Annotated in this window: 21 protein-coding genes and 1 pseudogene; 11 read left to right on the forward strand and 11 right to left on the reverse strand. The window is 49.2% G+C overall.

The genetic code is table 11. The annotated features are described in order from the left end of the window. Positions 1–83: 83 nt before the first annotated feature. The 5 genes from H9J30_RS17645 to H9J30_RS17665 all read right to left on the reverse strand — a co-directional run bounded on the left by H9J30_RS17645 (position 84) and on the right by H9J30_RS17665 (position 7,212). Positions 84–2,570 (reverse strand): toxin-antitoxin system YwqK family antitoxin, encoded by a 2,487-nt coding sequence (locus H9J30_RS17645; RefSeq protein ID WP_240132196.1) that lies wholly within the window; start codon positions 2,568–2,570, stop codon positions 84–86. 140 nt (positions 2,571–2,710) lie between these two features. Then, the gene (locus H9J30_RS17650; RefSeq protein ID WP_240132197.1) at positions 2,711–4,504 is read right to left on the reverse strand and encodes an AMP-dependent synthetase/ligase; all 1,794 of its coding nucleotides are present in this window, start codon (positions 4,502–4,504) and stop codon (positions 2,711–2,713) included. A 128-nt stretch (positions 4,505–4,632) separates the two neighbouring features. Beyond that, positions 4,633–5,940, reverse strand: a complete 1,308-nt coding sequence (locus tag H9J30_RS17655; RefSeq protein WP_240132198.1) for an ABC transporter permease — start codon at positions 5,938–5,940, stop codon at positions 4,633–4,635. Then, a complete protein-coding gene (locus H9J30_RS17660; protein WP_240132199.1) occupies positions 5,937–6,800 on the reverse strand; it encodes an ABC transporter ATP-binding protein in 864 nt (287 codons plus the stop codon). Before H9J30_RS17660 ends, H9J30_RS17655 begins: the two co-directional genes overlap by 4 nt. 40 nt (positions 6,801–6,840) lie before the next feature. Beyond that, on the reverse strand, positions 6,841–7,212 hold the full coding sequence (locus tag H9J30_RS17665) for a GntR family transcriptional regulator (RefSeq protein ID WP_240132200.1): 372 nt from the start codon (positions 7,210–7,212) through the stop codon (positions 6,841–6,843). Positions 7,213–7,304: 92 nt separating this feature from the next. On the opposite strand from H9J30_RS17665, the gene H9J30_RS17670 reads away from it, so the two are divergent. The 4 genes from H9J30_RS17670 (at position 7,305) to H9J30_RS17685 (ending at position 11,211) form a co-directional block, all read left to right on the forward strand. After that, on the forward strand, positions 7,305–8,924 hold the full coding sequence (locus H9J30_RS17670) for an alpha/beta hydrolase (RefSeq protein ID WP_240132201.1): 1,620 nt from the start codon (positions 7,305–7,307) through the stop codon (positions 8,922–8,924). A gap of 3 nt (positions 8,925–8,927) precedes the next feature. After that, positions 8,928–9,662, forward strand: coding sequence for an ABC transporter ATP-binding protein (locus tag H9J30_RS17675; protein ID WP_037416198.1), 735 nt, complete (start codon positions 8,928–8,930; stop codon positions 9,660–9,662). A gap of 91 nt (positions 9,663–9,753) precedes the next feature. Then, positions 9,754–10,893 carry an ABC transporter permease gene (locus H9J30_RS17680; RefSeq protein WP_240132202.1) on the forward strand — a complete coding sequence of 380 codons (1,140 nt, stop codon included), beginning with the start codon at positions 9,754–9,756 and terminating at the stop codon, positions 10,891–10,893. Positions 10,894–10,950: 57 nt separating this feature from the next. Beyond that, positions 10,951–11,211 carry a phage shock protein B gene (locus H9J30_RS17685; protein ID WP_240132203.1) on the forward strand — a complete coding sequence of 87 codons (261 nt, stop codon included), beginning with the start codon at positions 10,951–10,953 and terminating at the stop codon, positions 11,209–11,211. Positions 11,212–11,214: 3 nt separating this feature from the next. Here H9J30_RS17685 and H9J30_RS17690 read toward each other — a convergent pair whose 3' ends face one another. Next, positions 11,215–12,258: a GlxA family transcriptional regulator gene (locus H9J30_RS17690; RefSeq protein ID WP_240132204.1), complete on the reverse strand. Its 1,044-nt coding sequence runs from the start codon at positions 12,256–12,258 to the stop codon at positions 11,215–11,217. Between the two features lie 151 nt (positions 12,259–12,409). On the opposite strand from H9J30_RS17690, the gene H9J30_RS17695 reads away from it, so the two are divergent. Continuing rightward, positions 12,410–12,631 carry a hypothetical protein gene (locus tag H9J30_RS17695; RefSeq protein ID WP_240132205.1) on the forward strand — a complete coding sequence of 74 codons (222 nt, stop codon included), beginning with the start codon at positions 12,410–12,412 and terminating at the stop codon, positions 12,629–12,631. A gap of 33 nt (positions 12,632–12,664) precedes the next feature. Here the strand turns inward: H9J30_RS17695 and mog are convergent, their stop codons facing one another. From mog to H9J30_RS17710, 3 genes and pseudogenes are all read right to left on the reverse strand, one after another. After that, positions 12,665–13,198, reverse strand: coding sequence for a molybdopterin adenylyltransferase (gene mog, locus H9J30_RS17700; protein WP_240132206.1), 534 nt, complete (start codon positions 13,196–13,198; stop codon positions 12,665–12,667). A 169-nt stretch (positions 13,199–13,367) separates the two neighbouring features. Beyond that, positions 13,368–14,814, reverse strand: a pseudogene (locus H9J30_RS17705) (MFS transporter). Positions 14,815–14,837: 23 nt separating this feature from the next. Beyond that, positions 14,838–15,302, reverse strand: a complete 465-nt coding sequence (locus H9J30_RS17710; RefSeq protein ID WP_240132208.1) for an NlpC/P60 family protein — start codon at positions 15,300–15,302, stop codon at positions 14,838–14,840. Positions 15,303–15,566: 264 nt separating this feature from the next. Here H9J30_RS17710 and H9J30_RS17715 point away from each other — a divergent pair, with 264 nt between their 5' ends. Genes H9J30_RS17715 through H9J30_RS17730 form a run of 4 tightly spaced genes read left to right on the forward strand, consistent with a single transcriptional unit; the run spans position 15,567 to position 19,406 of the window. Then, positions 15,567–16,613, forward strand: a complete 1,047-nt coding sequence (locus H9J30_RS17715; RefSeq protein WP_240132209.1) for a sensor histidine kinase — start codon at positions 15,567–15,569, stop codon at positions 16,611–16,613. Next, the gene (locus tag H9J30_RS17720) at positions 16,614–17,303 is read left to right on the forward strand and encodes a response regulator transcription factor (protein WP_240132210.1); all 690 of its coding nucleotides are present in this window, start codon (positions 16,614–16,616) and stop codon (positions 17,301–17,303) included. A gap of 41 nt (positions 17,304–17,344) precedes the next feature. Then, positions 17,345–18,043, forward strand: coding sequence for a potassium channel family protein (locus H9J30_RS17725; RefSeq protein ID WP_240132211.1), 699 nt, complete (start codon positions 17,345–17,347; stop codon positions 18,041–18,043). A 1-nt stretch (position 18,044) separates the two neighbouring features. Beyond that, entirely contained in the window at positions 18,045–19,406 is a 1,362-nt protein-coding gene (locus tag H9J30_RS17730) for a TrkH family potassium uptake protein (RefSeq protein WP_240132212.1), read from the forward strand. Between the two features lie 111 nt (positions 19,407–19,517). Here the strand turns inward: H9J30_RS17730 and H9J30_RS17735 are convergent, their stop codons facing one another. Further along, a complete protein-coding gene (locus H9J30_RS17735) occupies positions 19,518–20,273 on the reverse strand; it encodes a substrate-binding periplasmic protein (protein WP_240132213.1) in 756 nt (251 codons plus the stop codon). 412 nt (positions 20,274–20,685) lie between these two features. Continuing rightward, complete coding sequence (locus tag H9J30_RS17740) at positions 20,686–21,720, reverse strand: transposase (protein ID WP_240132214.1); 1,035 nt, start codon at positions 21,718–21,720, stop codon at positions 20,686–20,688. A gap of 208 nt (positions 21,721–21,928) precedes the next feature. Here H9J30_RS17740 and H9J30_RS17745 point away from each other — a divergent pair, with 208 nt between their 5' ends. Beyond that, positions 21,929–25,246 carry a type I restriction endonuclease subunit R gene (locus H9J30_RS17745; RefSeq protein ID WP_240132215.1) on the forward strand — a complete coding sequence of 1,106 codons (3,318 nt, stop codon included), beginning with the start codon at positions 21,929–21,931 and terminating at the stop codon, positions 25,244–25,246. 47 nt (positions 25,247–25,293) lie between these two features. Next, complete coding sequence (locus H9J30_RS17750; RefSeq protein ID WP_240132216.1) at positions 25,294–26,013, forward strand: M48 family metallopeptidase; 720 nt, start codon at positions 25,294–25,296, stop codon at positions 26,011–26,013. Positions 26,014–26,027: the final 14 nt, after the last annotated feature.

The following is a 26,027-nucleotide window of genomic DNA, read 5'->3' on the forward strand; positions in this document are numbered from 1 at the left end:
ATACTTTTATGCAGTGAATGGGATAAACAAGGCGATGGCCCCGTTTATCCCGATCAAGCCTAACAGAAATAAGAAGCGCGATGCTAGAACTGGCAGCTCGCGGTCTCTGGGGTTTGCTTGCCATTAGCATCGTACTTCTTCATACAGCCAGCTTTACCCATATCATAGATTTTTTCGTATTCTAGCTGACCGTTACGGTAGGACTTAAATACACCATGGCTTTTTGGGTTTTCTAGGTGATAGATTTTTCGCCCCTTAGTCACATGGGAAAAATCCGAGAATCCTGGTTCTTCCTGATAGATCACTCCGTTGATATAGCGCTTGTGCACCACATGTTGCTCATCAATCCGCAGCATTTCGCTGGCTAACTTACCATTCTGGTCATAACAGACTTTATCCACGGCATAATTGCTGTCGAGATCCTCGATACAACTCACGGCACCATTATCAAAATATTCCCGCTGAATACCGCAACGTGCAATGGCGTTATCCCAGAAATAAGGTTCACCGTTCCACATCTCCCCTTCTTGCTGGCAATAGTTCCACAAGCTCTTTAACTGGCCATTCGGATAGAAAGTGTAATGGGGGCCAGAGAGGCGGTTATTGATAAGATGACCATATTGGACGAGTGAATAGCCACCGTCGGTGGAATAGCGGATGCTTGGGCCATATTCCTTACCAGCTTTATAAGCCTGCAGGGACATTAAGCGGCCGTTGGAATCGAATCGATATTCTTTATCGACTGACCCATTAGTGTAATAGCTTAATTCGGATAGTTTGCCGCCGTGATACACTCGCTGCTCACCGTCTTTAATCGAGCTAGTCTCGGTATTTTTTGCGTTTAACACGCCCTCACAATCGCCTGCGTAGGGCTCTTTTCGCATCATGCATTCATCCTGCGACGGTTTAAGTTTTACGGCGTCATTGAACTTATATTGACTCAACTCATTCAGATCGCCGTTAGGCTCGAGCCACATTTGTGGGCCATCCAACTCCCCTTGACGATAATTGGCAACATTGCTGACAATATTCGGCGCTGAATACCATAAACTTTCACCGTGGAGTCTGCCCTTATCATAATGTTTGAGGGCAAACATAAAATTATCTTTATTGAATAACTTTGCCTCACCTTGGCGTAGGCCATTCTCATAGTTGACTTCGGTCTTATAGAGGTAAGTCACCGATTGCTTGGTGGTAAAGGCATCGTTAGCATCTGGCGTTCGGATATAGACCCAAGTGCCTGATCGTTTACCATCGAGGTAGCTGCCTTCACCGCTTTGAAAGCGATAATCCCCTTGGGTAACCTTTTCCGTCCAAGCGCCTTGCTTCACGCCCTTTTGATACTGGCCTTTGCTGCCATCGGACTCAAGCCACTCACCGTCTTTTACACCATTGAGATAAATGCCCTTTTCGGACAATTTCTTCGCGCCTTCGGTGCCGGAATCGTAATCTGGGGTATAGATTTCACTCGGGCCATCGGGCACGCCCTTGTTGTAGTGAATAAAGCCGTAGTTATCGGCATCATCCATCATGGACTGCAACACCCATTTGCCCTGCTTTTTACCGTCGAGGTACTCGCCTTCCCAGTAGGTTTCACGGCTGTCGGCTTCCATCCACTTACCCACTTGTTTACCCAGCTTATAATCACCGGCATACATCACACTGCCATTGCGAGCATCATAGGCGGCAAAGTGACCATCCAGCTCACCCTGCACATAATTGGCTTCACTGGCAACACCAGCCCAACTACTGCCCATACTCATGAATTCGTAAAATGGACCAGTACGGGGGATTTTGGCGCCACCACTTTTCAACCAGTTGGCGTCGTCGGCCTCATAACCAATGGCGACCAACATAAAACTGCCATCTTCTTCGACGTAGGCACTGCGATCAAAGGTAGCAACCAGACTATATTGGCGTTCGCGACCCTCGGCATCTTTATCAGTGCGAGTCACGGGATAACGCAGCTTGTATTCCACTGCGGTTTTAACATCCGTTGCTGCGCCTTCTGAATTTCGATAACCGATTAGGGTCGGTTTATGCTTGGAGGTACCGTCGAGAATCGCTTTGATTTCAGGATCTTTTACCCCTTCGGCCTCATAGGTCATACGATACTGCTGTGGTGGTAACTGGCTTAACACCTTGCGAACCCCACCTACGGTAAAGGTAGTAATACTAGGCGCAACCTCATCAAGTACGACTTGCAGACGCGGCAGTTTAGTCAACTCCTCGCCCTCAAAACCATAACCCCGTAGATGCTGGCCATCGACATCCTTGAGCATGACGATCACTTCTTTGGTGCCGCCTTTGTCGAAGTCATAGTAAAACACCGCCACGATTTCAGCGCGGCCGTAATCGTCGATGCGAACTCCAGGCGCATCGCCGTAGAGCATTTCGCCCCATACCTGTTGATCTTTCTGATAAAAATTGAGCCATTGGCCATTGGGAAGATCCACGGGACCGTGAACAATTTTGTCATATTCCGCCGCAAGGGCAGCAGGAATCACCGCAAACGAAGAAAGCAACACCGCACCAACTGCGGCGCATAAACGACGAATCGAAAGTTCCATTTAACTATCCTTTACACCGACACCTTGCGCCTCGTGCGCACCAGTAAACGGGCCGAATTTTAAGCTAACTTTAATGCTTCAGGAAGTGGCAGCGACAAAAAAGGCCGCAATGCGGCCTTTTTAGATCAAGAATTTAACAATCAATTATTGTACATAGCATTTATTTCATGGGCGTACTTGTGATAAATCATTTTGCGGCGCAACTTAAGCGTCGGTGTGATTAACCCCGCCTCCATCGAAAAAGCTTCCGGCAGCAGGGTAAACTTTTTGATTTGCTCAAATCCTGCCAACTCCTGCTGTAGATGCTTTAAGCGTTGTTCAAAATGCTCAACCACATGGCTGTGGCGCAAGAGTTCAATGGGCGACTCATACTTTAAGCCCTTTTCTTTCGCCCACGCTTCGAGAGATTCAAAAGCTGGCACAATCAGCGCAGTCACATAGTTACGCGCATCGGCAATCACCGCCACCTGCTCGATAAAAGGACAACACCCAACAGCACCCTCAACCCTTTGCGGTGCAATATATTTACCGTTAGAGGTCTTCATCAATTCTTTAATACGATCGGTAATAAATAAATTGCCGTGGGCATCAAGTCGCCCCGCATCGCCGGTCTTTAACCAGCCATCCTCAAAGGCAGCGGCAGTGTCTTCAGGGCGATTGTAATAACCGCGCATCACAGTGTCACCACGGACTAAAATCTCGTCGTCCTTACCCAGCTTAATTTGGATTTCGGGCAAGACTTTACCATTTGATCCTGCAACACGATTGTCCAAGGTGTTACAGGTCACAGTAGCGTTTGTTTCAGTCATGCCGTAACCGCAAAGCACTGGAATACCAATGGCATGGAAGAAAGACGCTACATTTAAATCGAGTGCAGCACCGCCACAGGGCATAAACTTTAACCGTCCACCGAGTACAGCCTGCAACTTGCTGTAAACCAGTTTGTTCGCCAAACGCCACTGCAAAGATAACCACAAACCGCCCTTAGCACGGCCTTGGCTGACTTCAAACTGACGCTCGCCAACCCCCATAGCCCAAGCGAATAATTTTTTACGGCCCTCGGCAGATTTAGCGACTTTATCCTGCACGGCGCTGTAAACCTTCTCGAGGAAACGCGGCACCACGCATAGGGTATGCGGACGCACAGCACTAATCGCCTCTTTTACTCTTTGGGTATTCTGCAAATACACATTGTGGCCACCGCGGCACAACACATAGAAGCTCCAGCCACGCTCAAACACATGGCTAAGCGGCAGGAAAGCCAAAGACACATCGCCAGTTTTGAAAGGCAAAATCAGATCGTGCTGATGCACAGTCGAGGCCATATTGCGGTAATCCAGCATCACACCCTTAGGGTCGCCAGTGGTGCCAGAAGTATAAATTAGGGTTAACAAATCATCGAGATTAGCGTCTTTTAAGCGCTGTTCGAGCTCAGCACATTGGTCATACTCCAACGCCAGTAAGCTATCTAAATGTTTATGCTGAGGTTTATCTTGAGCCAGTTGTACCGCAGCATCGAACACAATCACATGCTCTAAGGTCGGGCAAAGCGTTTGCAGCTCACAGGCCAGCGCATATTGCTTGGCATCGTCGACAAAAATCACCTTGGCAGCAGCATCATTAACGATAAAGCTGGCTTGCTCTAAGGTACTGGTTGGGTAAATAGGCACGACAATGGCGCGACTTTTCAGGGTGCCGACATCGGCACAGGTCCATTGAGGGCAGTTTTGCGACAGGATCACACAACGGTCTTGCACTTGTATGCCAAGTTCAATCAACACCTGTGCAATTTTATGGCTGATTTGATCGAATGCCTGCCAACTGACTTGATGCCAAGGTGCAGCCATTTCAAAACCTTCCAGCGCAATAGCCTCCTTTAACGACTGGCTTTGCTGCTGTAATAGTCGAATTACGTGATATTGTTCGAGCGACATGAATGCCTCACCTTTTAGCTTACAAGTGTACCGCTTTTGCAGCATTCTACCTGAAGGCAAACTAAAAACTAAGAGTTTTTGCTCTAATCTTGTGCAAATGTCGCCCAAATCACGTCATTTCTATGTGGTTAAAGCCCGTCAATATCACTTCGCCACAGCGTTTTACTGCCCCAAAACAGGGCGACCTGCCCCAACACAGCCAGTAAAATATCGCCTAATAACCAATAGCACAGATGACCGTCATGCTGCACCGCTAAGCTGAGGGATACCCAAAGTGAATGTGCCAGCACCACCAACATACTCAGGCTCACCTGTAACACGCGGCGGCACAAACAACCTAGCCCTAATACCAAGGCACAAGCCCAATAGGTGCTTATCACTAAGTGCGCCAGCAATGGCACACTCATCTCGCCATTGAGCCAAGTAATAAAAAGGCTACAGAGCAACACACCGACACTGATGAGATACAGTAATCGCTGCTGCCCTTGGGCAAAAGCATTGACCAAACCAGTTCGGCCATCAAAGCCCGGCATCAACAACAGTAACTCTGTTGCGCGCGCTCGCTGCACCCGGCTCCAATGCACCAGCGCACAGCTGATCACACAAAACTGCGCCAGTAGCAATAACACCGGAAAATCCCAATTAAACTGATGGGATAACACTCCAAGCACTAACGCCAACACCGGAAGCAACAAGAGTAATACGGTCAACATCGGCCCGATAAAAAAGTTAACCGGATGCAAATAGCGCTCGAAGCGGCTCAAAAACCGCATGGATTGCAGATTAGGCAGCCAAAACCAGCCCATTTCTAGGCCGTTGAGGTACACACTGCGAGCCTCAACCCGCCAAGGTAACACTAGGCAGCGGCGCCAAATCACTGCGGCAAAGACAAACAACAGGGCCAAGCTTAACCATAGTGGCACTTGTTCGGCCAAAGTACTGGAAAATGGCACTAAGATAAACAGTAAAAATGAGGAGTAAAACCATTGTGTTTGCCACAGACACAGCAAGATAAAACCTAAGCTTATCCCTTGAGCAAACACCAGTAACGACAGGCTAGCACTAAAACCAAACAATACACATAAGAGCACCGCAAGGCTAAACACACCGATAAGCATCACTTCGCACTGGATAAAGATATTTTGCCGATAACGGGGGATTAAGATTGAGCATTCACTCGCCATCAAGCGAATCAACTGCCATGCGACCGCCGCAGCAGTAGAGACAATCCCCATGCCAACAAAAATATCAAAACTGTCCTTTTGCCCAGCCCATCCCGCTAAGATACTCAGCACCAAGCCAAATATACCTGTGCCGAGAAAACTCACACTGCCGACATCAAACAACCACAGGCGCAGCATGCCGTTAAAGGGATTGATTGAATGCGTTGTTGCTGGCTTATCAGTAGGTTGCACGAGTGACTTCACGGTACTCATTTGTGTAACTCCACAAAGAGTTGCTCCAAATTCAGCGCCTCGCTGCGTAGTACACCGGGGAGATTAAGCTCAATATCGCCCCTATCCACAAGCACAGAATCACCATCACGGCTCAAAATACGCACCTGTTCAGGCAACTCAGTACCCGCAGCCAGTTTGAGTAGACACACCTCTTCCCGCAGGGCATCGATTTCCTTAAACAGCACTAATTCACCCTGTTTAATCAGTGCCACATGGCTCGCGACCCGCTCTAAATCTGAGGTGATATGGGATGAAAACAGCACCGCCGAGCCGGATTCGAGGGCCAAGTCGAACAAATCGACCATAAATTTGCGTCTGACGATAGGATCGAGGCTGGCCACAGGTTCATCGAGGATTAGCAGCTCAGGGCGATAGGCCATTGCCATGATCAACGCTAAGGATTGGCGCTGACCGACAGACAGGCGTTGTATCTGTTGGCTGACATCTAACTCAAAGCGTGTAAGCCAATCTTGCTCTAGCTGCATATCCCAGTGAGGATAAAAGCTACGGTGTAAATCAAGGGCACGTTCAACGGTAAAACCTTCATAACCAAAAGGTTGCTGCGGCACATAGCCAAGGCGCTCCTTTGCGGCAGACGAGAGTTGTTCCGGCGTCTCACCTAAGGTGCGGATGTCACCCGAATCGGGCGAAAGGATCCCCAAAGCACAGCGCATTAAGGTTGATTTACCCGCACCATTTTGCCCCAATAAGCCAACCACCATTCCGGCAGACAAGCGCAAGGACAGATCCTTTAACGCCGGTTTTTCAACGCCATTTTTTCCACGAAAAACTTTGTTTACCTTAGAAAACTCAAGTATTGGGGGAAACTCTTGATCCATCGAATTGCGTCCTTTTTATTCTCGTTTTCGCTTGGGCCGACTAGGCTTGCCAGCGCTCGTTAATCAATTGCAGCAACTCGGGCAGGCTCACGCCCAGCTGCTTGGCTTGTGCCAATAGGCCATCTAATTGCGGCTCAAGCAGACTCACGCCCGACTCTATCGCCTCGGCACGGGCAGCGACCCTAGTCGCCTGCCCACGACGGCGCTCTAACCAGCCCTGATCCACCAATTGCTGAATCGCGCGGGATACGGTCATCGGGTTCACCGCAAGGTATTCCGCAATTTGCCGTACTGAAGGTAATACGTCTTCCTCTTGCAGTTGGCCGCCCACAATCAAGCGCACGATTTGCTCGTGTAATTGCTTGTAAATTGGCTCACCACTGCTGGGGTTGACATTTAAAAGTTCTAACATTAGGCTTTACACACTGTATTAATACATTGATACACCGATACACTGTATTTAAAGTATCACACTCATCCTGAAATGCAAAAAGGAAAGCGCTCATGATAGATAGCATGATCCACAGGAAGTCCCATAATGCCGGCGCTTGCGTTGCGATTAAGTGCTCAAACACAGGCTGGCATAAGCGTATTTCAACCAGCAAAATCATAAGCTTGAGTACACTTATGCTCGCCATGGCTAGCGCAACGGTTTGGGCAAGTGATAAACCAACGCCTCCAACACCCCCCACAAATACCTGTTATGTGGACGGTGTTTCGGACCGTTTAAACTGCGGCTTTGTGACTGTACCAGAAAATCCTAACAAGCCCGATGGCAAGCAGATCCAAGTGCATTATGTAGTCCTGCCAGCGGTGAAAAATGCCAACCATGAAGAAGCCTTACTGGCGATCGCTGGCGGCCCAGGGCAATCGGCCATCGATAACGCGGCAAGCTTTAATACCATGCTTAACAAGGTGCGCCAGCAGCGAGATATTTTGCTGATTGATCAACGTGGTACTGGTCGCTCAAACCTATTGAATTGCGATGCAGGCCCGCAATCCTTACTCGCCTTCAACGATGATAACGTTGACAGCTTAGCCGAAGCGCAAAAATGCCGAGATCAATTAACGGGTAGCGATGTCACCCAATACGGCAGCCTTAACGCCGTCAAAGATTTCGAAGCCGTGCGCGCCCATTTAGGCTACAAAAAACTGCATTTATACGGCATATCCTACGGCACACGCATGGCGCAGCTGTATATGCGTTTGTATCCCGAGCATCTAGCCACTGTCACCTTAGACGGCATAGTGCCAATGCAGCAGAGCGTATTAGAAATCGGCTCGGCAATTGAGCGCGGCTTTGACTTACTGTTTAAAGACTGCCAAGAAACCGCAGCCTGCCATGCCGAGTTTCCAGAGCTCAAGGCCGAGTTTGACCAAGTGGTTGCAAGACTGACCGAAGGGCCAATCACAGAGCAAGTACACGACCCCGTCACTGGTGAAAAGACCTTACTCACGCTCACCCGTGCGAAGTTTTACGGCGCGATCAGAATGGCGTTATATCAAACCAATGTGCGCGCCTTAGTGCCCCATGCAATTCATCAAGCCGCCAAAGGTAACTATCAACCGCTACTCGGATTGTATGCCTTAACTACCGATGGAGCGGGTATGGCGATGGGCATGCACGCCTCAGTCGTCTGCGGTGAAGACATCCATCGCATCACCCCTGCGATGCGTGAACAGGCCAAAACCTCTTATGTCGGTAAAACCATGCTCGACAGCCTCGAAGCATCGTGTTCTGTGTGGAAGGTGCCGCCCGTCGATGCCAACTTTAGCGAGCCGATTAAGAGTGCAATCCCCACGCTGTTGCTGTCGGGCGAAATCGACCCTGCCACACCACCGAGTTGGGGTGAGCTTGCGATGGAAAAACTCACCAACGCTAAACACTTGGTCGCGCCATACGCCACCCATGGCGTGGCCTATCAGTCCTGTGCCAACAACTTAATCGCCGAATTAGTGCGTACTGGTTCGGTTAAAGATCTCGATGGTGAATGTTTGAAAAAGGATGTGCGCCGTAGTTTCTATTTAAATGCCAGCTCGGTTGAGCCACTCGCGACCGAAGATGCAACCCAGTCTTCCAAAGATAAGCCCAAGGACAAGCCCAGCACTGGAGCCAAGGAGTAAGTCATGATCAAAGTATCCCATCTTTCTAAGCGCATCGGCGAAGTGCAGGCCCTAAACGATTTGAGTTTTGTGGCCGAAAACGGTCAGATCACCGGCCTGCTCGGCCCCAATGGCGCCGGTAAAACCACCTGTTTACGCACGATTTTTGGCCTGCTGAAACCCGATACCGGCACGGCTGAAATTGAAGGTATCGATGTCGCCATCGACCCGATTGGTGCCAAGCAGCAGTTAGGTTTATTCCCCGATCCATTTGGCCTGTATGAGCGCCTCACACCGCGGGAATATATCCGTTACTTTGCCGAACTCAGCGGCTTATCTGCGAGCGACGCCAAAGAGGCCACCAGCAAGGTTATCGCCAAACTGCGCCTCGAAGATATTAGCGATCGCCGCTGTAAAGGCTTCTCCCAAGGGCAACGAATGAAAACCGCCCTCGCCCAAGCCATAGTCCACAGCCCGAGCAATATTATCCTCGACGAACCGACCCGTGGACTCGATGTAATGAGTACCCGTTTGCTGCGGGATATTCTTATCGACCTTAAGAATCAAGGGCATTGTGTGCTGTTTTCCAGCCATGTGATGCAGGAAGTCGCGGCATTGTGCGACCAAGTGATCGTGATGGCGCAGGGCCGAGTGGTCGCCATCGGCAGCCCAGAGCAACTCTGCGCGCAAACGGGTAAAGCCTCGCTCGAAGATGCCTTTATCCAGCTGATCGGCACCGATGAGGGGATTGCCGCATGATGACTCATAACCACATCAACGCTTATACAAATTGCGATAACGCCTGCTTCGACCTAATGGCGAACAGACAAACTTGGGATAAGGAATAATCATGAATAAAATCATCGCAATGGTTCGCAAGGAACTGATAGACGCCGCCCGCGATAAACGATCTGTGATGGCGGGACTCTACTACGCCATCGGTACGCCGCTAATTATGTGCGGGCTGTTTATGGTGCTTATCGGTCAGCTCACTAGCCCAGACGATCTTAAAATCAGCATCACTAACCCCGACAAAGCGCCGGACTTAGTGCGTTTTTTGTCCAACAAGGGCATTACCCAAGGCGAAGCTGGCGCGAAGGATCTCAAAGCCATCGAGCTGATTATCAGCCCCGACTATGCCAAGCAGATGAACCAAGGCAAAGGCGCAGAAATCACTATCGTTGCCGATAACTCCGAGGAAAAACTGCAAAACTCGATTCGCCGCTTAGAGAAACAGTTGCAGGCCTACAGCGCCGAAATGGGCAGCCTGCGCTTAATCGCCCGCGGTATCGACCCTCGCGTGGTGCAACCACTGAAAGTGAATGTGCATGACCAAGCCACGACCGACTCTAAGGGCGGGATGATCTTAGGCATCGCCATTTTCACTATGATTTACTCAGTGTTTATCTCGGGGATGAACTTGGCCATCGACACCAGCGCCGGTGAGCGTGAACGTAACTCTTTGGCATTGTTACTCAGCCATCCGCTGACCACGCGCCAATTAGTGCTCTCTAAAATCATTGCTGTCGGTCTGTTTGCCTTGCTCGGCTTAGTGTTGATTTTGTTAGTCTCTAAGGTCGCCTATACCTTCGTGCCTTGGCAGGAGCTCGGCTTTAGCGTCAGCATTACCAGCGAATTTATGGCATTGATGCTGCTGGTCGGTATCCCAGTTGCCCTGATGGCTGCCTGTTTGCAATTGTTTGTGTCCTTTATGGCCAAAACCTTTAAGGAAGCCCAGTCCTATCTAACCATGGTGCTGTTTGTGCCCTTGGCGCTGTCGATGGCCGCCAGCTACAACATCGCGCCCGACGTACTGCAGTGGTTGCCGGTATCCGGTCAACAACAGGCACTGATGGACTTTATTAAAGGTAAAGATATGAACATGCTGCAATTGCTGGTATCGACCTTGGGCACACTCGCCATTGCGGTAATACTGGCATTAGGCATGGAAAAATCGTTAAAGAGCGAAAAAGTGATCTTCGGTTTATAACACTATCACCCGACAACAGGGCGCTCCGCGCCCTTATATTGAGTTAAGGAGCTTGTTATGGAAAACGAATATGTCTTACTGGTGATTATGGTGACCTTTATTATCGGTGTAAGCGCTACAGAGATGTTTAAGCATTACCTAAAAATGCGCCAACTGGGTGGCGGAAACAATCCCCAACTTGAGGATAAACTCACCCAGATGAGTCTACAAAATCAGGTACTGATTGAACGAGTACAAGTGCTGGAGCGCATTGTGACTGACGCGGAGGACAACGCCGCCAAGACAACACTGGCACAGCAAATTGAGGCATTAAAATAGCCGTTAATGCAGTTCGGCCTCGCAGCAATTGTCGCTATCAAACTCATATTGCTGAGTATTAAAACGCTGCCTGTAGGCCCTTGGGGTTAAGCTCGTTAGCTGAATGAATAATTTGCGAAACGAGCTGACATCCTCATACCCCACACGGGTGACCACTTCTTCTAAACCTAAATTGGTTGTTTCCAATAAGCGTTTCGCCTCGTCCACCCGCAGACGCTGCACATAACTAGCGGGGGTTTCGTTTAATGCCTTTTTAAAGCGGCGGATAAGGGTGCGCTTGCCTAGAGCAAATTTATCAGCAATATCGTCCAGTAACAGCGGTTCAGTTAGATGATGCTGCATCCATTGCTGCACATTCCAAATCACCTCATCCTTATGGCTCGAGCTTATCAGCTCCATGGTCATAAAGGGTTGTTGGGATTGGCGATTTGGGTCAATCAGCAGAATTTTCGCCATCTGGCTTGCTAACTGTTCACCCACCAAAATGTGCACTAAATGCAGGGCGAGGCTCATATTCGAGGTTGTCGCTCCCGCGGTGTGTAGATGGCCGTCGGACACCACCAGCTTGTCCATCCGCAGAGCCACCTTGGCAAAATGTCGCTGAAACATCTCATTCAGCCACCAGACGGTGGTTGCTTCACGTCCATCCAGCAGGCCGGAGGCCGCTAAGATCAAGGTGCCGGAGCAATAGGCTGCCAGCGGCTTGCCGGATGCGGCAAACAGCCTTAATGGTTCGAATAAAGGCTCAAAATCATGAAGATAATTTTGAAACTCGCTCTTATTGGTCACCATGGCTGAGGCCAAGATCACCGCATCTGAGTGCAGAATATCACTCGGCGCATTGAGCCCCACCGCGGGCACTTTAATACCTTGATTCGTTAAGATATCACCGCCATGACTCGACACCACTTGGCACTCAAACAGATCTTGTCCGGCCTGAGGATTGACTCGCCGCCAATAGGTATTGCAGAAACTAAACACATCGAGAAAGCCAATAATCCCGCTGGCAACCGTATTGTCCGTCGCCAAAATAGTGATCCTTTTCATCCCAATGCCCTCGCCAGCCTAATCATGCATTAAGTCTAGCGCATCAGCACAAAATGTCACTACTCACTCTAAAACTGTCAATAACGACACTTTAAGCCCTGGATGAGAGTTTCTAGACTGTGCTTAAACCTCCAGCACACAGGACGACACTATGACACTGCGCACCCTCAGCCAATTTAATCGCCCATTGGCCTTTGGCTTACTCAGTCTCACTTGGGCACTCTTACTCTGGTTAAACTTCAGCATTGCGCCTAATGCCTTCGCACATTTTGTGGCAATCCCAGTGCTGTTTATCGCGACAGGGGTGTCGGCGCTACTGATCGGCAGCAAGCAGCCAAACCCAATTAACAAGCCAATAAAAAACCCAAGCTAGGCTTGGGTTTATGTCATCTCTCTGTACGGCGCGTTATTTTGCCTTAGGTCTAAAAGGCTTTATCACCGCCTCGTTGCACTCAAGGTACGGCCCTTCCATCAAGTCGATACAGTAAGGGATGGCGGGGAACACCGCATCTAAACATTCGCGGATTGATTTAGGTTTGCCAGGTAGGTTCACAATCAGCGAATCACCACGTAAACCTGCCGTTTGGCGAGATAAAATGGCCGTCGGTACAAACTTTAACGACTCAGCACGCATCAGCTCACCAAAACCAGGCATCATACGATCGCACACGGCCTCAGTCGCCTCTGGGGTGACATCGCGTTTCGCTGGGCCAGTACCGCCAGTGGTCACAATTAAGCAGCAATCCTGCTCATCGGCCATTTTGATCAGGGTGGCTTCAATCACATCCAGCTCATCGGGGATCACTTGATAAATCGGCTCCCACTCGCTGGTGAGGTAGTCATTGAGAGTATCGATAATCGCCTTGCCCGAGATATCCTCATAAATCCCCGCGCTGGCACGATCGCTCACCGTTACAATACCGATTTTTGCTTTACTCATATCCCTCTCCCAAACATCTATGTGTTACTCGATCCCCAAAAGTACAATGGGATCAACTAATTTCTCTACGGCTAAAATAGCACAGAAACAAAGCGAAATCCGCGCCGACAACTCGACTTAGCTCACGTATTGACCGTCAGTCATCAGGGCGAGTGGGTTAGATGAATGGCTAGCTGTCATGATCTTTCAGCGCCGTGGCGGGCGAAAGATAACCAACAATAGCACAACAGAGCGCCACTAACGACGCCGCCATAAATCCGTATTGAAAGGCACGATGAATCGCTTCGGCGGGCAACTGTTTTATCGCTTCAATCCCCACTTGTGTCCCCTTAAATGGCAGTAAACCATAAAGCAGCAAACTAAATAAGGCGGTACCAATTGCCGCCCCCATGGAACGGCTTAACGACACCATGGCGGTGATCTGGCTCAAACGCGCCTTGCCTGAAACACTCTGTACGACTAACTGCACACTGGGCATCACAGTCCCTAGACCTATACCCACCAGCACACCTAAACCACCAATCAAGTCGGCATTGGGCGGCAATAAACCGATTAGCAGTAAACCGATAAAGGCTATCCCCATCCCAAAGGTGGGCAACCATTTGGGGGCCACATCCCGACTTAACAACCTCCCCGCGAGGGTTGAACCTGTCACAATCCCAAAGGTCATGGGTATCAGCAACAATCCGGTTTTAGCCGGATTAGTCTGTAAACCCACCTGCAAATAAATGGGTAAAAAGAAGATCATCGCAAACAAACATGCGGCAAACAACGCGGCCGTTAATAGCGGCATATAGATAGCTTTATTGGCGAGTAAATCCAGTGGTAAAAAGGGGCTTTCACGTTTGCGCTCCCACCACAACAGCACTATGGTACCCACACAGATAAATCCAATAAAACCAACACTAATAGCAGATAACCAAGCAAAGGCTTGTCCCGCTTCGGATAACCAATACAACAGCGCCGTAATCAGGGCAGGAAACAAAAGCACGCCAAGTAAATCAAATCGTCCCTTGTGCACGGGCTTAACACTTTGTTTATGCAAGCGATTAAGCCGCCAAATCGCCAGTATGGCTAATGGGATATTCGCCCAAAACAACCAGTGCCAAGAATAGGCATGCACCACAACACCACCTATCACAGGGCCACCAACACTGGCTAAAGTAAACATTGCGGCAAAATAGCCTTGAAAACGCGCCCGCTGGCGTATGGGGACTAACTCGCCCACAAGGGATTGAGACAGACTCATCAAACCGCCACCTCCAAGCCCTTGGAGTATTCGTCCAGCAATCATATGATCCATGGTGCCGGCACTGGCAGAAACAATTGACCCCAACGCAAACACCACTAAAGCGATCATTAGAATTTTGGCACGGCCAAAGTTGTCACCTAGCCAGCCGTAAATAGGCACGCTAGCAGCCATTGCCAACATATAGCCGATAGTGATCCACGAGGCTTGCCTAAGGCCGCCTAAATCTTCAACGATGGCAGGCGTTGCGGTGGCAAGTAAGGTTTGATCGACAGCCGCCAAAAAACATAGGCAGAAAGACAGCCGAGAATATCGCGAGAAAAACGGAAGTGGGTAGAGACTCATGCTGGGATGAAGCTGAAGTCATAAGCCCTCCACCTATAGCTAAGTTTAAATTCGCCGAGCATTCCAATACTTAGATGCCCAATAGCTATTAAGCAAGCTCGAAATCTTCACCCCTTGGCTAGTGGAAACATGGAGAAAATTATTTTCGCCCACATAAATGCCCACATGATGCGTACTCCAGCCGGTTTTAAAAAACACTAAATCACCTTTACGCAGCTTATCCCGCGCCACAGGTTTGCCAAGTGCTTGCTGCTCTTTAACAGTACGCGGCAGTGTCATGCCCAACATTTTTTGATAGGCCACAGAAACAAAGGCTGAGCAATCAATGCCTTTTTTCGTAGCGCCCCCCAAGCGATAGGGCACGCCGCGCCATTCGGAATGCAGATCAGCGATATTGCTATCGTTCCACACAGAGACAGGTTCAACTTGCTTTACCACAGGCTTAGGTTCTGGCGCGCTAGCACAGGCGCCAAGACCTAAGGCTAAGATAACGATTAATAATTTCTTCATAAACGTCATGCTCACCACAGGCTGAGTTGTACATTAACCTACTTTGACGTTTTTATCAGGTCAATTTTATATATCAAAGGTTTGACTATCACCGCACCCAACCTGAGTTTGAAATAGCACATAACGAGCAGAGTAAACGGTTCGTTGTAGGCCATCTGCGGCTGGCCTTATCGCCTATACCCAGTAAATTTTACGGATTTTTTACGCGCTATCCCTACAGGCCTTTGCTAGAGTAAGGCTAATTTTCGCAACGTCTTAGCCGTTATGACATTTGCCAATACAACTTCAATCCCCCATTACTGGCGTACGCATCCCGCGTTATTTACCGCCATATTGTTAGTGGTCGTACTGATAACTAGCTATTTTATTGATGTATTTTCAGGCTCAGCCATTGCTGTACTGCTTATCCTGCAACTCGCTGTGGTCGCTGTGGCCCTGCAATGCAGTGCTAACTACGCCTACTTTGTGGCCGTGTTTGGCGCTGTAAGCTTTAATTTTTTATTTACCACGCCGCGCTATTCGTTACAGATGTTCAACATCGAAGACATAGTCAATCTAAGCGTGTTTTTGCTGGTCGCCCTGACTAGCAGCAAATTGGCCGAACATTACCGCCTCCAGCAGCATGCACTCGAACAGGCACAGCTCAGAAACAGTATTTTACTCTCGGTCTCCCACGATTTACGCACGCCCCTTGCGACCATTATCGGCACCTTAACCACGCTGAAGGAATACCAAGCCAAGCTCAACCCAGAGCAAACCGAGGAGCTTATCGACTCGGCCGCCGCCGAGAGCCATCGCCTGCACCAATATATCGAAAATCTTTTGCAGGCGACCAAGTTACAACATGGCGCGCTCAAATTTAGCCTAGATGAAGCCAATCTACGCGAAGTGTTACAACGCACTATCGCTCGCTTTCAAACCGAGCAACCGAGAATCAAAATTCATACTGAGCCAGAGCTACCACCATTGATGATTTGCAGCTCTTTGATTGAACAGGCAATTTTTAATGTGCTCGACAATGCTCTGCACTACTCGCCCGCCACACAGCCCGTTACCGTGAGCTTATATCGACACCAGCATATGCTGCGCATCGACATTCAAGACTTAGGACAAGGCATAGCCCCATCTCAAAAGGAGGCGATTTTCGAACTCTTCTACCGCCAACATCCCTCTACCGATGGCGGCGCAGGATTGGGTCTGCCTGTCGCCAAAGGGATTATTACTGCCCATAACGGGCGTATCAGTGCCGAAAATGTTGCTCAAGGCAGCCTGATCCGCATCGCGTTACCGATAATGAAGGAAAGTGCATAAATGGCTTACAAGGTGTTAGTGGTGGATGACGAGTCACAAATCCATACCTTTATGCGGATCTCACTCGAGGCGGAAGGCTTTGAATACATAGGCGCCACCAGCATAGCCGCGGCGCTCAAACAGTACCGCAGCCATCAGCCACACCTTATCGTACTCGACCTCGGCCTGCCCGATGGCGATGGCATCGAATTACTCCATGTGTTGCGTCAACAGGATAAAACCCCTGTGCTGGTTTTAACCGCCCGCGATCAGGAGGAAGAAAAAATTCGCCTACTCGAGGCAGGCGCTAACGACTATCTAAGTAAACCCTTTGGTATCAGGGAATTAATCGTCCGCATTAAGGTATTGATGCGCGACCTTGTTGATACCTCAATTGCTGCGGATGTGTTGCTATTTGGCCCGCTTAAATTGCAAAAAAGCAGCCACCAATGCTGGCTCAACCAACAGGAAATCGCCCTCACCAAAAAGGAATTTGCCCTGTTAGCACACTTAATGTCCTATCCGGGGCAACTGGTCAAACAGAGCGAGCTGCTGCGTAATATCTGGGGCGAAACTCACCAAGAAGATGGCCATTATCTGCGGATTTTAGTCAGCCAACTGCGTAAAAAGCTTAACGATAGTGACGAACAACAACTGATCAAAACCGAGCCCGGTTTAGGGTATCGACTCACCGACCTCGGCCCGCCCTAGGCCAGCTCGCCTCACTCTTTAATTCAACAAAAGGATATGAAATGGCACATTTTACTGTCATCGGATTAGGCCGCTTCGGCGTTGCTGTAAGCAAAGAACTGATCCACTTAGGTCATACGGTCACGGGTGTCGACAATGACCACAAAGCTGTTGAAAAATATGTAGAAAGTCTTACCGAAGCGGTGATTTGCGACTGCGCTGATGAGGCGTCGCTGCGGGAACTCGATCTTGCCTGTAGTGAAGTCGTGATTGTCGCTATCGGTTTTGATATGCAATCGAGCCTGCTCTGTACCCTGGCACTGAAAAATCTCGGCGTGCAAAATATTTGGGTTAAAGCCAGCAATAAAGCACACCACACCATATTGTCTAAACTCGATGTCGCGCGGATTATTCACCCCGAAGAAGATATGGGGATCCGCGTCGCCCAGTCGCTTAACTATCCTATGGTGAATAATTTTCTCGCCATAGGCGATGGGCTCTATATTGTTGAAATCCATATTAAAGCCCATTTACATCAAGTCACAGTTGGCCAACTGCTAGGGAGCCTACAAGAGAAAAACAGCGATGAGCAAACCAACGTGCAACGCAGCCCTAAAGGCAAAGTCGCGCCACTGATGGTTAAGCGCGGGCAGATCGTATTTAGCAAGATTGATAGCGACTTTAGCCTGCACACTGAGGATGCCCTATTCCTCTGTGGTAGCCGTGCCGAGTTAAAACAGCTCGCACCAAGGTTGGTGTAACGTGGTTCAATGGCATCCTTCGCTCACCCTAGAGCACACACCTAAAAGCGGTAAAAAACTCTTTGGCGCGCCGCCCTTTATCTTAAGTGCAAGCTTTGCTCTGCTGATTTTAGTTGGCACTTGCTTGCTTAAACTGCCCATCGCCACCGAGTCACCCATTACTTGGCTACAAAGCCTATTTACTGTCACCTCGGCGGTGACAGTGACCGGATTGGTGGTGGTCGACATCGGCACGGTATTTACCCCCTTTGGCCAAGTGATTGTCGCACTTTTAATCCAGTTAGGGGGTCTAGGGGTAATGACCTTTGCCATCGTTACTCTGATTGCCCTTGGCGGTAAAATCGGTTTCCTGCAACAAACCGTCGCCAAAGAAGCATTTAATCAAACCGATACCTCCACCTTAGTCTCGACGGCTAAAGCGGTTTTGGTGTTTTCACTGCTGGTTGAAGCTATCGGGATGTTGATTTTATCTGTTCATTGGAGCGACGAGCTCGGTTGGCAAACCAGCCTGTTCCATGGCTTCTTTTATACCATTAGCGCTTTTAATAATGCGGGTTTTGCCCTTAGCGCAAATAGCCTAATGCCCTATGTGGCGGACCCCGTAGTCAACCTTACCATCACCGGCTTATTTATCGTTGGCGGCCTTGGCTTTTCGGTATGGATTGACCTTAAGCGCAATAAACGTTGGTCGAAACTCACCGTCTACAGCCGTATGATGATTACTGGCACCATACTGATCAATGCCGTGGCCGTGATAGCCATTTACCTAATAGAGTACAACAACCCCAACACCCTCGCGCCCTTAAGCGAACTCGGCAAATGGTTGGCCTCTTGGTTTCAAGCCGTTACCCCGCGCACCGCAGGCTTTAATACCCTGCCCATAGATAAACTCGAAGATGGCTCAACCCTGTTGATCTTGATGCTAATGTTTATCGGCGGCGGCTCACTCAGTACCGCCAGCGGCATTAAAGTGGTGACCTTTATGGTGTTAATTCTAGCAACCTATAGTTATTTACGTCGTGATGAAGCCGCTTATGCCTTTAAACGGGAAATCCCGAAAGAGACCATCAGTAAAGCATTAGCACTCACCATGATCTCTATTGGCGTGACATGGCTGGCGATTTTCGCCCTGGTTCTCACCGAAAAAGCGCCCATTTTGGATATCGCCTTCGAGGCAGTATCGGCATTCGGTACTGTGGGGCTCTCCCGTGGATTAACCAGCAATTTATCGGATGCAGGCCAAGGAATTATTATCTTTATGATGTATATGGGGCGCTTAGGCCCACTGATGCTGGCCTACTTCCTTGCCAACCCAAGGGTCAAGAAATTGCGCTATGCAGAAACCAAATTAGCGATTGGATAAACAAGTGGATAGGTGATTTTGAGCCAGTATTCATGGGCTACCATCCTATGGCGGTAGCCCTAGCACGCGACGGACCAACAGGGTCTTATATTGCTGTTGCAGGACAAAAACTCAACGCAGTCCGAGTTTGGCCTCGAAATCTCGTATTAACAGTTCATAGGTGCCGTTGTTTTTGATTTTCAACAATCCTTCTTCGAACTGTTTGGACATCGCTTTACCCTGTGGATGAGTGCGGGAAAAGGCGAGCCAAAAGCCATCGGTTGAGATCTTTCCGACCTTGATCACCTTGCCAGTCAGTTGCCTCTGCTGGATCTGCAGGTAACCCGGCATACCATTCATCAGAATGTAGTCGACTCGGCCACGCACCAGCATTTCGAGGATCTGGGCATCCGATTTAGCCTCAAAACGGGTGATCTTAGTGTTATCCATAAAATCGGTGGGATAGGTGTAACCCAGAGTGATACCAACCTTCCTGCCCTCTAACGAGGACAGTTGGAGATCTCGGTTCGGCTCGCTAGCGAGAGCGAAAATGGCAAGATCCTCTTCAAACATCGGGGTTTTATGCCAATAGTATTGGTTGCGATTCTCTTCGGTAATGGTCGCGTTGAAACAACCCACAACTTTGCCGCTTTTCGCATCGTGCATACAACGGGCGAAGGGAAGAGGGCGAAAAGCAATCTCGAGTTTCTCGGTAGCAAATACCGCCTTGACCAGCTCCGGAGCCAGGCCGAGAGGTTGTCCACTCTGCTTATCCAGAGCGCAATAGGGAGCCCAGTCATCTTCGGCGCCAATGACCAGAGGTTCTGCTGCAAGCGGACTGGCGGCAACCAGTAGACAAATAAGCATTTTATTCAATAATTTAATCACCAGGCGCACCTCAGATAAATAAGCAGCATTACCAGTATAGCCTAAGTCTAGTTGACGCTATTGAGAGCATATACCCGCAGAAGTCCAACCGTATCATGCACCAAATGAGCAATAGAGAGCGTCTTTAAGACTTGTTTGAGTCATACGAGGGCGCGGCATACAAACCTCCGTGTTTAATGCTTAACCAAGCCATAGCTGGAGATTAACAAACACGGTATTAAGGCTGAAGGTTCTGCTTAAGAGGGAAGCCTAGCTTTTTAAGTGCTAACTTACAGGCGAGCCATGGCCTAGCCTGTAGACTTTTAAAAACCTTACTCAGCAGGCTTTTCTGACAAAAGCGTACTGTGTTTTGCGCGAAATTATATTATTTCGGATAAACAAAAATAATCCTAAACGCTGAGTCGTGAGCAACTTAAGGATGTAACGCTTCGCTTGAGGCTTTACCTTTACACCATTTGCCGCAGTTATGCTGCTTTTTAAAGGCGCACATGCTATCCCATCGACCACTTATACCACTGTATTGACGACGAAACTCTTTGGCTGACGTGAGCCACGCATCGGGGGCAATGCCTAATTCATTGAGTAGTTTCGGTCGCTGATTATCGATATAGCCTTTCTTATCAAGGCGAATGGCGCGGCCTGTCCAATCAATCAGTTCGAGATAATCGGCAAAATGAAATGGAATGCCCGTTTGCTGATTCAGGTGAGCTGCGCCATCGAATTGGACGAGTGACTTGTGGTGAATATGAGCTTGATTGGTTGAGGAATCAGTTTGTGGCGTTGAGATGGCTAATGAACGATTGGGTGAATTTAGCGAGTTAATTCGCTCCTGAATCGATGTAAAATCAGAGGATTGCAAAGAATCGGCAATGCCTGCTCTGATTGGATTTAAATCGACATACATCATGCACGCGAGCAAGGCTTGCTCATCTAACAGTGCTTGCGATTTAAATCGGCCTTCCCAAAAGGCGCCTTTACACTCATCTTCACGATTGGCCTTGCGGGCAATTTCTTCATTTAAACAGCGCATAAACCAAGAAATACTGCTTAATCGCTCATGCCATTCGGTAATTAACTCATCCAGTAATATGCGTTCACCGTCGATTAATGCATCTCCATTCATATACTTAGTCGCGACAGCATGGCCTTTAGTAATTTGGCACCAACGGCTGATAATGTCTTTTTGCGTTAACGATTTGGCCTTATCGACATCTATTTTAAGCACTAAGTGGTAATGATTGCTCATCACCGCGTAAGCGCAAATATCGATACAAAATATCGCAGACAAGGCTTTGATTTTATCAACAATCCAGCCACGTCGATGCTCGTAACTGCGCCCTGAAAACTTATCCTCACCACACAAAAAAGCCCTTCTAACACAGTGATTTATCACATGATAGAAGGGCGTTGCATTAGCATCAATTAGCTGTCTTCTGGCCGAAGTCATTACAAACTCCACACAGACAAAATCAGGATATTTTAAAGCCTAGTAGAAGGTGCTGAAAAACACAAAAAGATATGGCTGTCCCTGATTTTCAGTCCTTACACAGTTCTTTGTACACTCTCTTTGATGGAACAGCTTGAAGTATTGCCTACAAATTAGTTGGGATAATAGTAACGCACCTCGGGTATCAGGGGTTGAAGAGAGATAACGAATGACACAATACACACCCAAATTTCAGGAAGAATACAGTGCCAAGTTACCGGCGCTGACGTTGTTGACCAACCTCGGGTGGTCGTTCCTCTCTCCTGAACTCGCGTTAGCCGCTCGTGGTGACAAGGCCGATGAGGTGGTGTTACGCCAGGTGCTGCGTGGTGAACTGCAAAAGCGCACTTTCACCTTTGCCGGTAAGAGCTACCCGCTGTCTGGAAAGGCTATCGACAACCTGATTGCCGAGGTGTGCAGTCCTGCACTTAACGAAGGCTTGTTAACCGCCAATGAGCGCCTGTACAACCACCTGCTGTATGGCATCTCCGTCACTGAGTTTGTGGATGGCAAAAAGGCCAGCCCGACGGTTGCCTTGATTGACTGGCAGAACCCAGCCAATAACAGCTTTGTGTTTACCGAAGAGTTTACCGTTACCCGCTCGGGCGGCGTCGGCTCTTCATTTCAGGACAAGCGCAGACCAGACATCGTGTGTTTTGTGAACGGTATTCCTCTGGTTGTAATTGAGGCGAAACGCCCGGATGGCAATGCGAAAAAGGGCCCCACCATTGACGAAGGCATTTCGCAAAGCCTGCGTAACCAGCGCCATGATGAAATCCCGTTATTGTTCATCTATAGCCAGTTGCTGCTTTCCATAAATGGCAACGAGGGCCGTTATGGCACCTGTGGCACGCCCACTAAGTTCTGGGCCGCCTGGCGTGAAGAAGACATCTCCCATGCCGAGATGTACGCCATCAAAAACAAAACGCTCAAAGACGAACAGCTGGCAACTTTATTCAGCCACCGCCCGGCAAAAGACCTGGATTGGTACCTGAGCCTGACCGCTGCCGGAGAGCTTGCAGTGACTGGTCAGGATCAATTACTGATCAGCTTGTTAAGCCCTGTCCGGTTGCTGGAGATGACCCGTTACTTCACCTTATTCGATAAAAAGGCTGGCAAAATCGTTGCCCGTTATCAGCAGGTATTTGGTATCAAGCGGCTGATTGAACGTATCAATACCCGTAGCGTCACCGGGGGGCGTGAAGGCGGTGTGATTTGGCACACCACGGGTTCGGGTAAGTCATTCACTATGGTGTTTTTAAGTAAGGCGCTGATCCTGCACGAAAGCCTGAAGCAATGCCGTATAGTAGTGGTGACTGACCGAGTAGATTTGGAAACCCAGCTGAGCAAAACCTTTGCCTCTGGCGGCGAACTGGCCGGGAAGAAAGACAAAGAAGCAGCAATGGCCACCTCCGGTAAACGCTTGGCTGAACAGATTGGCAAAGGCACTGAGCGGATTATCTTCTCGCTCATCCAGAAGTTTAATACCGCTACCAAAATGCCAGAGTGTGTAAACAACAGCTCTGACATCATTGTGCTGATTGACGAAGGCCACCGCAGCCAAGGTGGTGAAAACCATATTCGTATGAAGCAGGCGCTGCCGAATGCTGCCTTTGTCGCCTTCACCGGCACACCACTGTTAAAAGACGACAAGACCACCAATAAGTTTGGCCCCATTGTGCATGCTTACACCATGCAGCGCGCGGTGGAAGACCAGACGGTAACGCCGCTTCTGTATGAAGAGCGCATTCCCGACCTAGATGTGAATGAACGCGCCATCGACAGTTGGTTTGAGCGTATTACCGAAGGACTTTCAGACGAGCAAAAGGCCGACCTAAAGCGCAAGTTTGCCAAGAAGGGCCAGGTATACGGTGCTGATGACCGCATTCGTTTGATTGCCCTGGATATTGCTAACCATTTCGTAAAGAACATCGACGAAGGTTTGAAAGGCCAATTAGCCTGCGACAGCAAAGCCTCTGCGATCAAGTACAAAAAATATCTGGACGAAGCAGGCTTGTTTGAATCTGCCGTAGTGATGAGCCCGCCGGATAGTCGTGAAGGCAATACTGCTGTCGATGAGGCCACCACACCGGAAGTAACCCAATGGTGGAAAGACAACGTGGGTAGCCAGGATGAACAAGCTTACACCAAGCACCTGATTGAACGCTTCGACAAAGACGATTCTCTGAAGATACTCATCGTGGTTGATAAGCTGCTTACCGGCTTTGATGAACCTAAAAACGCTGTCTTATATATCGACAAACCCCTAAAAGAGCACAACCTGATCCAGGCGATTGCACGGGTAAACCGCCTGCACCCGAAAAAGAAATTTGGTCTGCTCATCGACTATCGCGGCATTCTGGCGGAACTGGATACCACCATCCAAAAATATCAGGATCTGGCCTCCCGTACTCAGGGCGGTTACGACATTAACGATATTGCTGGCCTGTACAATCAGATGAGTACCGAGTATAAGCGCCTGCCACAGCTGTATAAGCAGCTATGGGCCATATTCGATGGCGTGAAAAACAAGAGCGACATTGAGCAATTGCGTCAGGTACTGGTACCAAAGATTGAAGAGCAAAAACCTTTAGCGCCGGGAGAGAGCGGCGAGCTGGTTGACGTGCATCTAAAGGTGCGTGAAGACTTCTATGAGGCACTGACGACCTTCGCCAGCTGCTTGAAGGTAGCGCTGCAATCCGCCACTTTCTTTGAAGACAAGAGCTTTAGTGATCAGGATCGTCGTCACTACAAAGAAACCGTGAAGCAATTCTCCAGCCTGCGCCAATTGGTGCAACAAGATGCGGGCGAAAGGATTGATTACGACGAATACGCCGAACAAGTGAAAAAGCTGCTGGATAAGCATGTGGTGGGTGTCGAGGTTAAAGAACCCGGCGGCGTGTATGAAGTGGGCAAGATGGGGCAAAAGCAACAGCCGGAAGACTGGAGCGAAGATAAAACCCGCAACGAAACCGACATCATCAAAACCCGCGTAACCCGCATGATAGAACAAGATCTTCGCGATGACCCTTATGCTCAGGAAGCGTTCTCCAAGCTGTTGCGCCAAGCCATTGAAGAGGCGGAAAAGCTATTCGACCACCCACTGAAACAGTACATGCTGTTCCGTGAATTTGAAGAGCAAGTTCAAGACAGACGACTGAACGACATACCCGATGCCTTTGCCGGTAATCGCCATGCTCAGGCTTACTTTGGTGTGTTCAAGAAAGTGCTGCCTGAAGCTTTGGCAGTGTTGGACCAGCAAGTTCAGGATAAGTGGGTAAAAGTCGCCTTTGAAATTGATCTGGCGGTAGAAACCTCCGTCGCGGAAAACTCCATCAACCCACAAAACATCGAAGCCGACATTCGTAAAAAGCTACTGCCGCGTATGTTCCAGGAGTGCAAAGCCATTGGTGGCGGAATGGCTCAGGCCAAGAAGATTGTTGAGATGATTGTTCAGATCACTCGGGTCGGATTAAACGGTGCTTGAACGGGTATAACCAGATGAATGTGCCGATAAAACCCCAGGGCCAGACCATGAGCTTTCGCTACGGCGACGAGCAGATTACGTTTGAGCGAGTCAAGCGCCCGCAAGCCACTGGCAAGGTATTAATCAAGGTTCATCCCGATTGTCGGGTAGTTGTATCGGCTCCTGAGGAAGCTGAGAGCGAAGCCGTGTTATCAGCTGTTAAAAGGCGTGGGCGTTGGATATACGAGCAGCTTAGGGATTTCCGCAAACAGCTTGAATTCACCACCCCTCGGCAATACATCAGCGGTGAGAGCCATTACTACCAGGGGAAACAGTACCTGCTGAAAGTGATTGAAGCGCCTGAGCAGGTTCAAGGTGTGAAATTACTACGCGGTAAGTTAGAAGTTTCGGTAAGAACAAAGTCCGCTGAAAAGGTTAAAGAGCTACTAACAGACTGGTACAAAGCGCGGGCCAAGGAAACCTTCGCCAAGCGTCTCGACTCCATGCTGGAGCAAGCCCTTTGGGTAGAAGAACGGCCACCGCTTCGCATACTGACCATGCAAACCCAATGGGGCAGCTGTTCACCCAATGGTCGAATCACCCTGAACCCTCACCTGGTTAAAGCACCTCGTGAGTGTATTGATTATGTGATTCTTCATGAGCTTTGCCACATTGCTGAGCATAACCACAGTGAGCGGTTTTACCGACTAATGGGCCAGGTAATGCCAAAGTGGGAAAAGACTAAAGAACGGCTGGATGGGATCGCACATCTCATATTATCCTTGTAAATATTGGAGAAATT

Origin of the sequence: Shewanella cutis, from assembly GCF_022410515.1 — a bacterium.
In the GTDB taxonomy this organism is placed as follows: domain Bacteria; phylum Pseudomonadota; class Gammaproteobacteria; order Enterobacterales; family Shewanellaceae; genus Shewanella; species Shewanella cutis.